This is a genomic window from Staphylococcus sp. FSL H8-0121, assembly GCF_038008425.1.
In the GTDB taxonomy this organism is placed as follows: domain Bacteria; phylum Bacillota; class Bacilli; order Staphylococcales; family Staphylococcaceae; genus Staphylococcus; species Staphylococcus pasteuri.
The window spans coordinates 1,010,616-1,023,623 of the sequence record NZ_JBBOZB010000001.1; the positions used below are offsets into that span (position 1 = coordinate 1,010,616).

At 31.1% G+C, this 13,008-nt stretch carries 22 protein-coding genes; 9 read left to right on the forward strand and 13 right to left on the reverse strand.

Translation table 11 applies throughout. The features are described from left to right. Positions 1-2: 2 nt before the first annotated feature. A complete protein-coding gene (locus LFT63_RS05005) occupies positions 3-749 on the reverse strand; it encodes a DnaD domain protein (RefSeq protein ID WP_026083463.1) in 747 nt (248 codons plus the stop codon). A gap of 44 nt (positions 750-793) precedes the next feature. On the opposite strand from LFT63_RS05005, the gene LFT63_RS05010 reads away from it, so the two are divergent. Next, positions 794-1,276 (forward strand): hypothetical protein, encoded by a 483-nt coding sequence (locus tag LFT63_RS05010; protein WP_017636923.1) that lies wholly within the window; start codon positions 794-796, stop codon positions 1,274-1,276. A gap of 68 nt (positions 1,277-1,344) precedes the next feature. Here LFT63_RS05010 and LFT63_RS05015 read toward each other — a convergent pair whose 3' ends face one another. The 6 genes from LFT63_RS05015 to LFT63_RS05040 all read right to left on the reverse strand — a co-directional run bounded on the left by LFT63_RS05015 (position 1,345) and on the right by LFT63_RS05040 (position 3,674). Then, complete coding sequence (locus LFT63_RS05015; protein WP_340768165.1) at positions 1,345-1,965, reverse strand: putative HNHc nuclease; 621 nt, start codon at positions 1,963-1,965, stop codon at positions 1,345-1,347. Positions 1,966-1,978: 13 nt separating this feature from the next. Beyond that, positions 1,979-2,392, reverse strand: coding sequence for a single-stranded DNA-binding protein (locus LFT63_RS05020; RefSeq protein WP_017636925.1), 414 nt, complete (start codon positions 2,390-2,392; stop codon positions 1,979-1,981). Beyond that, the gene (locus LFT63_RS05025; RefSeq protein ID WP_017636926.1) at positions 2,392-3,015 is read right to left on the reverse strand and encodes a Sak single strand annealing protein; all 624 of its coding nucleotides are present in this window, start codon (positions 3,013-3,015) and stop codon (positions 2,392-2,394) included. The genes LFT63_RS05020 and LFT63_RS05025 overlap by 1 nt, the downstream gene beginning before the upstream one ends. Continuing rightward, positions 3,008-3,235 carry a DUF2483 family protein gene (locus LFT63_RS05030; protein WP_017636927.1) on the reverse strand — a complete coding sequence of 76 codons (228 nt, stop codon included), beginning with the start codon at positions 3,233-3,235 and terminating at the stop codon, positions 3,008-3,010. The genes LFT63_RS05025 and LFT63_RS05030 overlap by 8 nt, the downstream gene beginning before the upstream one ends. After that, positions 3,207-3,425 carry a hypothetical protein gene (locus tag LFT63_RS05035; RefSeq protein WP_017636928.1) on the reverse strand — a complete coding sequence of 73 codons (219 nt, stop codon included), beginning with the start codon at positions 3,423-3,425 and terminating at the stop codon, positions 3,207-3,209. Before LFT63_RS05035 ends, LFT63_RS05030 begins: the two co-directional genes overlap by 29 nt. 75 nt (positions 3,426-3,500) lie before the next feature. Beyond that, positions 3,501-3,674 (reverse strand): hypothetical protein, encoded by a 174-nt coding sequence (locus LFT63_RS05040; protein WP_017636929.1) that lies wholly within the window; start codon positions 3,672-3,674, stop codon positions 3,501-3,503. Positions 3,675-3,784: 110 nt separating this feature from the next. Here LFT63_RS05040 and LFT63_RS05045 point away from each other — a divergent pair, with 110 nt between their 5' ends. Next, positions 3,785-4,099 carry a hypothetical protein gene (locus LFT63_RS05045; RefSeq protein WP_017636930.1) on the forward strand — a complete coding sequence of 105 codons (315 nt, stop codon included), beginning with the start codon at positions 3,785-3,787 and terminating at the stop codon, positions 4,097-4,099. Between the two features lie 126 nt (positions 4,100-4,225). Here the strand turns inward: LFT63_RS05045 and LFT63_RS05050 are convergent, their stop codons facing one another. After that, positions 4,226-4,543 (reverse strand): DUF771 domain-containing protein, encoded by a 318-nt coding sequence (locus LFT63_RS05050; protein WP_017636932.1) that lies wholly within the window; start codon positions 4,541-4,543, stop codon positions 4,226-4,228. 58 nt (positions 4,544-4,601) lie between these two features. On the opposite strand from LFT63_RS05050, the gene LFT63_RS05055 reads away from it, so the two are divergent. After that, entirely contained in the window at positions 4,602-4,724 is a 123-nt protein-coding gene (locus LFT63_RS05055) for a hypothetical protein (RefSeq protein ID WP_017636933.1), read from the forward strand. Here LFT63_RS05055 and LFT63_RS05060 read toward each other — a convergent pair. From LFT63_RS05060 to LFT63_RS05075, 4 genes are all read right to left on the reverse strand, one after another. Then, positions 4,714-4,947 (reverse strand): hypothetical protein, encoded by a 234-nt coding sequence (locus LFT63_RS05060; RefSeq protein WP_017636934.1) that lies wholly within the window; start codon positions 4,945-4,947, stop codon positions 4,714-4,716. The two genes, LFT63_RS05055 and LFT63_RS05060, sit on opposite strands and share 11 nt — an antisense overlap. Before the next feature lie 289 nt (positions 4,948-5,236). Further along, a complete protein-coding gene (gene tscA / locus LFT63_RS05065) occupies positions 5,237-5,455 on the reverse strand; it encodes a type II toxin-antitoxin system antitoxin TscA (protein ID WP_017636936.1) in 219 nt (72 codons plus the stop codon). Between the two features lie 11 nt (positions 5,456-5,466). Further along, the gene (locus LFT63_RS05070; RefSeq protein ID WP_017636937.1) at positions 5,467-6,258 is read right to left on the reverse strand and encodes a phage antirepressor Ant; all 792 of its coding nucleotides are present in this window, start codon (positions 6,256-6,258) and stop codon (positions 5,467-5,469) included. Next, positions 6,258-6,452, reverse strand: a complete 195-nt coding sequence (locus LFT63_RS05075; protein ID WP_009382133.1) for a helix-turn-helix domain-containing protein — start codon at positions 6,450-6,452, stop codon at positions 6,258-6,260. Before LFT63_RS05075 ends, LFT63_RS05070 begins: the two co-directional genes overlap by 1 nt. A 263-nt stretch (positions 6,453-6,715) precedes the next feature. Between LFT63_RS05075 and LFT63_RS05080 the strand changes: the two genes are divergently transcribed. The 6 genes from LFT63_RS05080 to LFT63_RS05105 all read left to right on the forward strand — a co-directional run bounded on the left by LFT63_RS05080 (position 6,716) and on the right by LFT63_RS05105 (position 11,896). Beyond that, on the forward strand, positions 6,716-7,054 hold the full coding sequence (locus tag LFT63_RS05080) for a helix-turn-helix domain-containing protein (RefSeq protein ID WP_017636938.1): 339 nt from the start codon (positions 6,716-6,718) through the stop codon (positions 7,052-7,054). Between the two features lie 13 nt (positions 7,055-7,067). After that, entirely contained in the window at positions 7,068-7,739 is a 672-nt protein-coding gene (locus LFT63_RS05085) for an ImmA/IrrE family metallo-endopeptidase (protein WP_017636939.1), read from the forward strand. A gap of 760 nt (positions 7,740-8,499) precedes the next feature. Beyond that, complete coding sequence (locus tag LFT63_RS05090; RefSeq protein WP_017636942.1) at positions 8,500-8,901, forward strand: sporulation protein; 402 nt, start codon at positions 8,500-8,502, stop codon at positions 8,899-8,901. Beyond that, complete coding sequence (locus LFT63_RS05095) at positions 8,876-9,361, forward strand: hypothetical protein (protein ID WP_029056498.1); 486 nt, start codon at positions 8,876-8,878, stop codon at positions 9,359-9,361. The genes LFT63_RS05090 and LFT63_RS05095 overlap by 26 nt, the downstream gene beginning before the upstream one ends. Before the next feature lie 173 nt (positions 9,362-9,534). Then, a complete protein-coding gene (locus tag LFT63_RS05100) occupies positions 9,535-9,795 on the forward strand; it encodes a transcriptional regulator (RefSeq protein WP_017636944.1) in 261 nt (86 codons plus the stop codon). 1,063 nt (positions 9,796-10,858) lie between these two features. Then, positions 10,859-11,896: a tyrosine-type recombinase/integrase gene (locus LFT63_RS05105; protein WP_017636947.1), complete on the forward strand. Its 1,038-nt coding sequence runs from the start codon at positions 10,859-10,861 to the stop codon at positions 11,894-11,896. 134 nt (positions 11,897-12,030) lie between these two features. Here the strand turns inward: LFT63_RS05105 and whiA are convergent, their stop codons facing one another. Next, the gene (gene whiA / locus LFT63_RS05110) at positions 12,031-12,975 is read right to left on the reverse strand and encodes a DNA-binding protein WhiA (protein WP_017636948.1); all 945 of its coding nucleotides are present in this window, start codon (positions 12,973-12,975) and stop codon (positions 12,031-12,033) included. Between the last annotated feature and the right edge of the window lie 33 nt (positions 12,976-13,008).

The window sequence follows — 13,008 nt, forward strand, 5'->3', positions numbered from 1 at the left end:
GTCTAACCTCCTAATATTTCTTGTTTCTTCCTAGCTAAGTAATCATCTTCTTTAGGTTGTTTAGGTGTAACCTTAGCTATTGCTTTTTCTTTAGTATCGACACCGTCTTTATTCCAGTTCTCTAATACTTTGATAAGGTAGTTAATACCTTTGTTGTTTTCTTTACAGTAATCAGTAGCTACAGTAACGATGTCTAGTTTGTTATCTTTAAAGTCATTTATAGTCTCTTCTAGTTGTTGTGCTTTTAATGGACTTTGTATAATTTCTAAATTATTACTAATGTATTGAAATACATGTGACACGACGTCCTTGTCTCTCTCTGAAGAAGTCTCTGTGTAGTCTCTGGTATTGGTCGGGTCATTTTGACCCATTCCATCGTGCCAATTTGACCTCATCGTCGGGTCATTTTGTCCCGATGGTCGTTCCACTAGTTTGTTTAACGTTTCATAATTAACTGAATACCATTTTGTACGGTCAAAGCCAGCTTTGTTATAGTTGCCAACATGTAATAAATTTTGTTTTTCTAAACTTCCAAATGTACGCTTGATAGTCCTTTCACTCCAAAACGTAAATTGCTTTTGCCATTCAGGGTAAGAATTGTAAATCCATTTTTTACCATTATGATGGTGCTTGCTGGTATTTAACCAGTAATGAATTTGTTGTAATATGATTGCCTCGTTAAGTCCTATCTCAGTTGCTAACTTAGGCAGTACGAGTATTGGATAATCGTCAATCAACAAGTTGTTCATCCACTCAACTCCTTTTTGATATAATATTTTTGAGGTGTTAAAAAATGAATTGGATTTCTTTAATTGCGTTAATAGTTTCAATAATTTCTTTATGTTTAACAGCTTATAAGTACTGGCATGACTACAAAGAAAATCAATTGAAAATTTCAGTAGATTTAAAAAATCATTTTGTCTCTTATGAAAGGAATGTATTTGAATTGAATGTAATAAATGAAACTAAAAATCCAGTTTCTATCACTAAAATAGTCTTAATAGATGAAGATAAAAGCTCAAAATTTGAATGTATTCAAAACAAAGTGTTATTAACTAAAACTAAACACATTAGAAATGAAAGCAGTTTGTTACCAATTAACCTAAATGCCTATGCTTCTCATAAGATATTTATTGTTTTTGATTTAGAAAAAATTTTGAATGCTTACAATTTTGAAATTTACACTAGTAAAGGTGTTTATATTACTAAATACAAAGAGAAACAATTGAAAGAACAATCGCTATTAAACTTAGGATCAGTATCGATAGATAAATGATATGATCACGTTTTTTCATACATTCACCTTCCTTTAAGCATTCTATTGAGTCGTTCATCTACGTCCACTCAACTGTCATGTAATTTGTATTTCTCATTAAAACTGTCCATGCCTATGTTGTGCTGTTCTCGATGATGACTTGAACACAAAGCTAATACTTTGTTGTCTATATGATTAATCTTGCGTCTGTTACGTCCTCGTCCTACTGCTTGATAATGTGCAAGTTCTGCATGTGGTTTGCCACATATGACACAGTTACGATTGACCGTCGACCAGTAAAGAAATGATCTATCATTTTTTAGTAGGTCGCTTGTTTTATAGTTAAGTGGTATATCGTTGTGGAATATCCAGTCCAACGTTACTTCTATAACTTGGCCTGCTTGTGTACGTGTACAGTCACTTAATGAAATGCGGTTGTCGTAGCCGTAGTAAGTCCTTACGTATTCGATGAATAAATGCCTCATGTAATCCATTGGCGAGCCTGTATGAGCCTCTATGTCCTTTACAAGTGCAAATATCTTTCTACGTTGTTTACCAGTGATTTTGAACGGATCTACGACCTGCACATCGACCTCGACTTCTAAACCGTTATCGAGTAGTAACGTTTCTTTGTTTCCTAATTCAACACCAGAGATGACGACGGTTGTTGTGCCATCATCTTCAGTGATGTAATTTTTGATTAAAGCCATTTAATCAGTCCAATCAGAATGGTAAATCGTCATTATCTATATTTACGTTGTTGTCATTATTGAATGGATTATTACCACTTTGCTGTTGTGGTTGGTTGTTAGATTGATTGTTATTCTTTCGTTCAATAAAAGTTACGTTGTTAACTGCAACGTCTGTAGTGAACACTTTCTGACCCTGCTTATTCTCATAACTACCAGTTTGAATAGAACCAGTAACGCCGATTTTATTACCTTTTGTAAAGTTATTAGCGATAATTTCTGCAGTCTTACCAAACGCAACACAATTGATGAAGTCTGTTTCGTATTCATTCGTTTGTTTATTCTTAAATTGTCGTTGGACTGCAATTCTGAAATTAACCACATTACTGTTTTGACCTTTTAGTTCTGGATTAGCTACTATATTTCCGATTAGATTTACTGTGTTCATTATTCAGTCTCCTTTTTATCTAACTGTTTTAGTCCTGCATCTAATTTTTGATATACTTGTGCGATTTCTTTTTGATTCACTTTGTTTATGTTACTAATGCCTAGCCAACGCATTGTTTTATCTAATGTTGCGTCTCTACCTTTTTCTTGTGATAAAGTTACAAATTGATTTATTTTATCTTCTAACTCAGTAATTGCATTGTCGCTTGCACTTGGTACTTCTTCGCCGTTATAGATATAAAGACCTAATCCATGAAGTGCTGCAGCTTTCACGAAACAACGCTTTTGAGCTTTGTTTATATCAAATGTTGTTGCGTTACCTTTAGGTAGTGACTTATTTTTGAAGTCCAATACTGGTAACCACTCTGTTTCAGTCTGACCTTTAACAGTCACTGACACTTGTACAAAATAACCCTCTGGTGTAGCTAAATATGGTACAAAATAGTTTTCTAAAGGTATATCTGGGTGTGGGAATTCATGTGTTTTAACTGTGTAATTGCTATCTATTTTCTTTAGTTCTTGATGTGCATAAGACCACGCAAGATAAGTTAAACCGTTTTTCTTTTCTACATGTTCATTTACATCTTTACTGTTTAATTGATTGAATAATGTTTGTTCAGTCATACTCAACCTCCTCATATTCAGTTGTTTCTTTAACGATTTTTTTAATAGCTTTGTGTTTAGTCATGTCAATTACTGAGTTATCCATACCGTCGAAGTCTTTTGCGTCTCGTCTATTAGTTGAGTATTTGATATCTGGAAAGTTTTCACTAGGGCGATTAGTAATATATAATTCATCGTCAATGTCTTTACGTTTAATGAGATAAGTCACTGTTTCTTTCATCTGCACATTCTCCTTTTAAAATTTTGAATGCTCTTTTGTACATTTCTTTTTGTTCTTTATACATATTGATTTCTGATTGCATAATTCGTCGTTGACGCTCTAATTCTTCATCACGTTCAGCTAGTTGAGATTTAAGTCGCCATTCGTTCTGCCATGCGATTTTGAGTAATTCCAATAATTGCTCTTGCATAATACCTCTCCTAGTTTTATAATTTATTTGTGCCTTTTTTCTAAACTTTTACTTTTTTTACTGAATGCTATCCGACTAGCATTCAGTCTTTTTTTTGTTGTCGAAGTAGATGTATTCGAAGAATATAAACACTCCAATACTAATAACATTTGCAACTCCTACTGCAGTGATGAAGTTTATTCCTGCAAAAGTGAAGAACAGCGAGAACACTACCCATGCTAATAATGCGATTAAGAATGATTTGTTCATTGGTAACACTCCTTTCTGTTGTATACTTGTATATCTTTACTGCAATTAATTTTCGCTCCATATTTTCGTGCTATAATCCTTTTATCTAACGTGAAAGGATGGTGAGAAATATGGAGAACGAAGTAAAAATAGATTTAGTACGTCAATATCTATCGAATGCTTTAGATAACAATTTCAAAATGATGATTGTACTCGATGGTAATTTGGTTATTGGGAAACCTTATACTTCTGAAAATAAAGATGATAATTTTATAAGCCAACTCCAAAATTTAAGTGATGACGCACAAAATTATCATGATTTGGAAATTGGTTTTAACTTAAAAGAAGTAATGTTATATTCAGGTAATACTCAAATTAATTTGACTCATCTTTTTGTTTGTTACGAAAAGATTTCTGCGGTTAGTTTGGCACCCGAAGATCAATAACTCTTAATTTCGTTATTTCAGAATCTAAGTAATTTAATCTATTCTTAATTCTCTTAGCATTCCTAACTTCCTCTACCAAAATTGCTGTTAGGAGTGCTATTTTAATGAGTTGTAGTATCTTCATATTCATCTCCCCTTTCTGTGTATTTCTTCGAAATGTTCATCAATGAATTTATTCATCTTTCTTGCGTTGAATCTCCAACGATTTAAACTTTCATCTGGATAATGTGCGATTCCTTGTTGTTTAAGTAACTTTTCAAATTTAGGATTGAATAATAATCTGTCTTTGATAGTGTCATCAGATGACATTTTCAATTTGCGTTTTAACTCTTTTAAGTCCCAAACTGGATCAAGTGAGTAATTTAACAATTCATCGTATTCATCTTTTGCGATGAGTACATGTGTGTCGGGAATTGGGACGGTTACGCTAAGTGTTTGCGTCATCTTAGGTGCTCCTTTCGTGTATAATGTTGTTATCCCTTTGTGAAGGGAGGTGTTGCCTATGGCTAAGGATCATATGACCATCGAGACATCTTGTCCTAATTGTGGTAAACGTATGAAAATTACAACCAAGAAGAAACACAATAAATGTCCAAGATGTAAACTCGATTTTGTTAGAAAGTAGTCTCGAATGGTATACCTTCATCAATTAATTCATCAATCGTGTTTTTAGATTTTTCTAATTCTCTAATAGCTTTGTTTATTTTTAATTTTTTAATTTCTAAATCTTTTCCGTTAATGTTTAATTGATGAATAAGTTTAGGTCTTTTTCTATCAAGCACCTTTTTAGTAACTATTGCAGTAGTTGCTATTAAGAGTGCTTTTTTGATTAGATTTAAATATTTCATTCCATTTCCTCCTTTAAATTGTTTGTTCGATTGTTTGGTATAATCACCGTTGGTAGAAAAGCTTTCTGGAAAACGACTTTTAAAGTCTTGATCCCTTCTATAACAGGAGTATTTGGAATGCTTCTAGCACTATTAAAATTATTAGTAAGTAATTAAAGAAGTTTAGTTTTCTGTTAATATCAACTATTTCCCAACCAGTAATCTTGATGTGGTTGTCACTACATCGAGATTTTTTATTTTCTTCTCGCATTCCATTCACTCCTTTAAGTTGTTTGTTCGATTGTGGGTATTAATCATTTTTGGGTTCTGGTAATAGTTCGAAGTGTTTTTCTAATTCTTGTGCTGCCCAACGCATTACTTCTTCTAAGTGTTGTTCTCTGCTTACTTCTATTGTTTCTATCTTGCCTGCTTCTTCTATAGTGTGTTCGTATGTTTCTGATTCATCGTTACTATCCATTTGTAAGTAATAATGAACAATCGTAAGTATGTTTCTTTGTTCTGGTGTCATCATGATTCCTCCTATATTTCAATCGCAGATGGTCTAACATCTTTGATGAATTGAATTATTAGGTCTACGTCTTTACGTTTGATGTGGTTGTTAGGTGCGTTACCTTTCATACCAAGATTTTTTTTAGACTTAACTAATAATTTAGATTTAACTTTTCCTAATTGATGACGATACTCTTCTTTAGCTTTCCTGTTTGCTAATGCTTGTTCATATACATCTCCGATTAGGAATTCATCTATCGTTACTTGAATACCAGCTTTACCTAGAATTTGTTCAGCTTTAGACTTGATAGCAAATTTGATAGCGTCAATGTCTTGTGGCGTTACATATTCGCCTTCGAATTTTTCGTTTAATTCTTCTAATTTCTGATTACTTACTTTTCCTGTTGAAATTAAGTAATCGAGTTTGTCACTAACTAATTGTTCAATAAGTTGGTTCATATCATCTAATGAAGTAATTCCGTATGCACTCGCTAACTCATTATGTTGTCTTTCTACTTTGATGAAGTAACCTCTGATTTTTCTTCCAATTTCACTACGTTGTATCATTGAAATTTCTTTCGCCATGTCTAGTGTCATGATGTGGTCGAGTTGTTCATAAGTACGTAGTCTTTTTTGACTTTGTACTTTTACACTTTGAATGATATAGTCGATATTTTCTTCAAAACCGTATGCAATCATCCGTTCCATCCATTTATCATATTGAGTTCCGATTTCTAATCCTTTGTGTAATTCACGACCACTTACTGCAACTGTTCCATCTTCATTACGTTTTAAATTGAATAGCTGTTGAATTTCATTCATTAACTTTTCACCTCTTCTTTGATTTCTAAGATTTTCGCAATTCGTTTCTTTTGTTCAAATGCATCTCTACGTCCACGTAAGATATCTGATAAGTAAGCACTTGAAATACCTAACATATCTGCTAGTTGCTTATTCGTGATGTTACGTTTAAGTAATTCCATTCTTACTTTCATGCCGAATTCTGTTGTTGCCATGATTACACCTCCATTAACTTTTTTACTAAGCATATAAATTATCCATTGAATTAAAATAACTTTTGTGCTAATATTTAAGCATAGCTTAATAAACCTATAACAACGCAATTAAGCACTGTTAAATCGGTTGCTGTCACTCGTTCCCTAACGAATATTTGTTATTTGTTTAATGGCTAAATTTAAAGCTTAAATACAGTATAATAACTTATATGCTATTTGTCAAACTAAAATAACAAATAAGTTAACTGTGATAGGAGAATTTTATGAATTTAGTACAAAGAATACGCAACTTATGTAACTCACAAAGCTTGACTTTTGCTGAATTAGAGAGGATTTTAGGTTTTTCTAACGGACAAATAAGAAGATGGAAAAAAACTAAACCAGGAATTGATAAAATTCAAAAAGTAGCCGACTACTTCGACGTATCTGTTGACTACTTATTAGGAAGAGAAAAAGATGAATACGCTGGCGAGCAAGAAGATGAAGAAATTCGTATTATGCATCGTGGCGTAAAAAACATGACTAAAGAAGATAGAGAAAAAGCATTAAAAATGTTTGAAACTTTCTTCGATAATTGGGACGAATACACTAAAGACAAATAAAGGGGATTTTATTTTGCATTTTGTATATCAAAATTCATTTTTAAAAGCAGCACGAGCTGTAAGTGCATTAATTGAAACTAATTATATAGATAGATTCCCTTTACCTATTAAAGAAATAATAGAGAATGATAGTAATGTGGAATTATTTACGTTTGAAGATTTTTGTAATATGACTGGATACACTTTAAATGAATTACAAACATACGGTGGTTCTGATGAGGCTTTTCATATTAAAAAGGGAAATAAATTCGCCATTATTTATAACGACAATATATATAATAGAAGATTACGTTTTACTCTAGCTCATGAATATGGTCACTATATCATGGAACATGATGGTATGAGCTACGAGAAAACACCTATATTCCAAGATTCTCAACGTACTCATTTAGAGGAATATGAAGCTAACTCGTTTGCCTCATGCCTCCTATTCCCTCTTAATGTTAGATACAAATATCGTAATGTATTGAGTGTAGGTGATGCGGCAGATCTATTCAAAATTAGTTATCAAGCTGCAAAAGTTGCATTAGATATCTTTGATGAACACATGGACAGTGGATTAGAATATCATATTTCAATGTTTGAACATAGGCACATGGAAACTTATATGTCATTTCTTGAAGAAATGTTAGGAGAGCAGTTGGCAGAATATAATCACATAATGAGAACTGAATACGGTTATTAAAACTCACTACGGTAATTACTCTATTACGTTTGAGCCGTTGAAAGTGTACAAATTGCATAGAGTTGATTAACTCCGTCCTACTGACGCTATAATATAAATTTATAAAGGAGAAATATAATGAAAATAATTAATTATCAAGTTAAACTGAGGAAAATTTTTTATACCGTGAGAACTAACAGAGGTAATGTTTTTAGGAAGTCACGTCCTAAAAAGGAAAGTATTATAAAAACACGCAGAAAATTACAAAAATACGCCAGAGAAATTGATAAAAAAAGACAGTAAGTCCAAAGGAGGCGTAGATGATGACATTCGTTATTGAATGCCTATTAATTTTACTAATTGTAAATGTTATTTTGTTAATCATCAATATTTATAAACTTATAAAAGCGAACGAACAAATTTCTAAAAGAGCTTATACCATGTGGACGGTATTAACTATAGTTTTTATCTCTATTATCGTGATAATACTATATAATTTTATTTTTTTATAATTATATAATTCACATTTAGTTACTGCATATGATCAAGATGAAATAAACTTAATCTAAGGGGATGAATACATTGATCTATGTGATTATCGGTTTGTTTTTAATTAGTATTTTTTTATTTATTTTCAGTTTCTTTTTATCGCAGACGGAAGGGCTTACCTATAAAAGGACTTGCAGGACTATAGCCTTAGCTTTTTTGTTATTAGGTTTCTTTTCTTTCATAGGTCACTTGGTTATTTTATTATCTGAATAGATTTAAAGGAGGAAATATCATGTTCGAAAATTTATTAACTTCTATAGGTATTAATTCTCTTAAAGTAGACACTTTAGTCAAATCTGAATACATTTCACCTAACGATTCATTGTCAGGAATAATAAACTTATATGGTGGAAATACAACTCAAATTGTTAATAAAATTGAACTATCTTTAATAGAAAGGTATGACAACCCTGATGAACGCAGTCAGATACCTGTATTAGAAAACGAATTAGAAACCCTTATTTTACACAAAAACATAAATATTAATAAAGAGGAACAAAGAAGTGAAGAATTTAAATTCAATCTTCCTGAAGTTAGTTTTAAAAGAAATCAAGATTATTTAATTTTAAAAACACGAGTATACATTGCAAATTCTGTAGATGCTTACGATGAAGATAAGATATTTTTTAAATAAAGGTGATAATAAGAAGTCTGAAAGCAAATCAAACAAGAAACCTAATGATTCAAAGAAAGATAAAAAAGCAGATAGCAAAGAAAAATCAAACGACACTTTTAGCGACGATAAACAACAAGCTAGTTCAGATGATAGTTATAATGATACTGCTAACAATGAATCTGAAAGCACATCTAAAAACGACAATGGCAAAGCACAAGACAACAACGGTAATAATGAACGCACAGAAGGTAAACAAGCTCAAGTAACACAACAAAATAATCAGCAACAAAGTAACAACAATCAAAATCCACAAAACAATAAAGGTTATATGACACAAGCTGAAATTGATGAATGGAATAGAGCAAAACCTACTACGCATAACGAGTCACAAATGGAACAAGTGCCACAAAACCATTCTGGTGGTCACCCATCAGCGTTTGGTAAAAGTGATGTTCCAGTGGGTACACAAAAAAACTGATTCAAATGGAGATACTTATATAGACGCAACAGGCAAATAATTTATTGGGTACTTAGTACCCTTTTATTTTACTCTATTACGTTTGAGCCGTTAAGAGTATATGAACTACATCAAATTGATTAACAGCGTCCTAGCGGCGCTTTAATATAAATATAATAAAGGAGAAATATAAGATGAACACTTTATATAATTTACGTAAAAAGAATAATTTAGAAATCGATGAATTAACAAACAAACTCAATAAAATTTACGGTACTGATTATGAACCACATCATTTATGGGAGTGGGAAAATCATCAAAAAGACCCTAAAATGAAGGACGCACTAATTCTTGCTGATTTCTTTAATTCTTCATACGAAGAATTCTTAGATAGTAAAATGAGACAAAGATACAAAGAATTATATGATGTTGAAATAAGAGGGATTAATAAGTAAAGATAATGTAATGCTTCCAAAGGAAGTTGAGGGATGGAGAAAGAAAACTTGAAAGAGCGTTTATTACTTAAATGTCAAGAAGCATTTATCATGGGGATAGATAACATTAAAAAAGCAAATAAAAAAAAGATAACCCCAGGGTCATAGGAATTCTCAGCTTACGCCTACCCCCATTCGGGGACCCAGAGCTAATCCTTCTCGAGTTATCTTAAATATATTATAAGTTACATTGATTACTATTTCAAGAATAAATAACCGGGTAGTTCACCTACCCCTATTATTTATTCTGTATCTAGTGATGGTTTTATATATAAACAAAAGTAATTCAGTATAGCAGTATAGTTTCGAGGTGTAGAAATGACTCTAGTTATAAATTGGCTTTTTATTTTATGTGGTATATGTATACTATTATTTGTATACAATGCATATATGTTTCTTAAAATAAAAATGGGAATTTTAAAAAGAACTTACGCTATATGGACTATATTATATGCATTGTGCATCTTTATTATTGCAATTATGCTTTATGACTTTTTGTACTAAATTAAGATTCTATTGGTAAGGAGACTAATTTTGAAAATTTTAAATTGTAAAATAAAATTAAGTGAAGTAATTTATGAAGTACAAACAAATAAAAATAAATATTTTAAATACGCTTTACCTAAAAATATTTCTAATTATAAAGTACGAAAAGTGCTTAAAAATGTCGAAAGTAAATTAGATCATAACTCAAATAATTGATACATTAAAGAGATGTAAATCACAACAACGACAAAATCAACAACAGCTAATATTTCTTATGTGAGAAAGGACTATTTCTTATTATGTTTTATTTCCTTTTTAGTACTATCATCATAATCGTTATGTTGTTTTTACATTCTTTTTATCTAATTCTACGTATTCAAGAAAAGAAAATGACAATAAAAGGGTATTTAATATACATATTAATTTATTTTGTAATTCTAATAATATTATTACTTATTTTTAAAGGTTTAATTTGAGAATATTTTAAAAGGGTAATATACTTACCCTTATTATTTTTACCTTTTTGAGGAGAGATAGTATGCAAACACGACGTTATGATGGTGAAAAGTGGCAATATGAGTTTAAATATGAAGGTAAACGATATCGCAAAAAAGGTTTTAGGACAAAACGAGAGGCAAATTCTGCAGGAATGGATAAACTTAATGAGTTGCGAAATGGCTTTAATACAGACCACAATATTACATTAAAAGCATACTTTGAGAACTGGATTAAAACATATAAACAACCAGTTGTTAATGAAAACACTTATCGTCATTATCGTTTTACTTTAAAGCATATTCAGGATCATAAAATTGGTAACACGGAATTATCAAAAATTAACAAACAAGTCTATCAAAAGTTTATAAATGACTTTTCTAAAGAACACGCTAAAGAAACGATAAGAAAAACAAACGGTGCTATTCGTTCTGCTTTAGAAGACGCAGTTTATGATGGGTTAATACACAAAAATCCAACTTACAAAGTGAATTATAAAGCTGGCAATCCGACTAAGCCAGAAAAAGAAAAATATATATCTTTAAACGATTATGAAAAGTTAAAAGCATATTTAAAAACTATAAATAGTAGATCAGCATTAGCTTTATTTATCATGATTTGTACTGGTTGTCGAATCAGCGGTGTTAGATATATGAAATTAGAATATATAAACCAGTTGAAAAATCAAATATATATTAACGAACATAAAACAGATACTTCTCCTAGATATGTAAGTGTAGCCAAATCAGATATGAAACATATTTTAGATATGATAAATAATTTAATCATCAGTTATGATGGTTACATTTTTAAAGATACTGGTAGTATTATTACTGTGAATGCAATAAACAAAACATTAAAAAAAGCATGTGAAGTAAATGAAATACCTATCATTACATCACATGCTATTAGACATACACATTGTTCATATTTATTAGCCAAAGGTATTTCTATTTACTATATTTCAAAACGGTTAGGTCATAAAAATATAGCAATTACTACATCTGTTTACTCACATTTATTAGAAGAAAAATACAGTGAAGAAGAAACAAAAACGACTAATATTTTAGAAAAGATGTAGTTTAGGGACTCTGTAGGGACTTCAAATGCTTTAATCACCATAGTTATAGCATTTATAAATCTCCTTCGAGGGGGCTAAAATAAGCAACTATTATATATTTACAAAAAAGAATCCCACGTTAATGGGGTTCTTTTTTACAATTCTATTTTCTCACCATTTCGAATTTTGTCAGCTAATTCATTTAATTTTCTTAAACGATGGTTCATACCTGATTTTGATATGGGGCCAGTTGATATCATTTCCCCTAATTCCTTTAAGGAAATTTCTTGGTGCTCAACTCTTAACTTGGCAACCTCTCTTAATCGATCTGGTAAATTATCTAAACCTATTTCTTGATCTATTAATTGAATGCTTTCAACCTGTTTCATTGCAGCGCTTACTGTTTTATTTAAATTTGCTGTTTCACAATTCACTAATCGGTTTACTGAATTTCTCATATCCCGGACGATTCTTACATCTTCAAATTTCAACAGTGCTTGGTAGCCACCAATTAAACTAAGGAAGTCGGAAATTTTTTCTGCTTCTTTTAAATAAACAATGCTACCTTTTTTACGCTCAAGATGTTTCGCATTTAATTCGTAACTATTCATCAACTTCGTTAAACCTTCAGAATGATTTTCAAATTGGGAAAATATTTCTAAATGGTATGATGATGTTTCCGGGTTATTGACTGATCCACCTGCTAAAAATGCGCCGCGTAAATAACTACGTCTCATTTCATCATCTTGAATCATGTCTGGGTCTATTTCATGTGTAAATACACCATTTTTTAAGATACCTAGCTCATCAAGAATTTCTCTTGCTCGCATTTTTGTACGACAAATATAAATATTATTTTTCTTTAATTTCATTTTTTTACGTACTAATATTTCTACTTCTACATTAAAAATACGTTTGATCAGGGAATATATCCTTCTTGCGGTAGTTGCATTCTCAGTTTGAACATTAATCACAAACTGTTGATTGGATAGACTTAATGCCCCATTCATACGAATTAATGCACTGAGCTCTGCTTTTGCATTAGCTTCATCTACATCTATACGAGTTAATTCATTTTTCATATCTGATGCAAAGCTCATAGAACATTCATTCCTTTCTAACATTACCCTTTA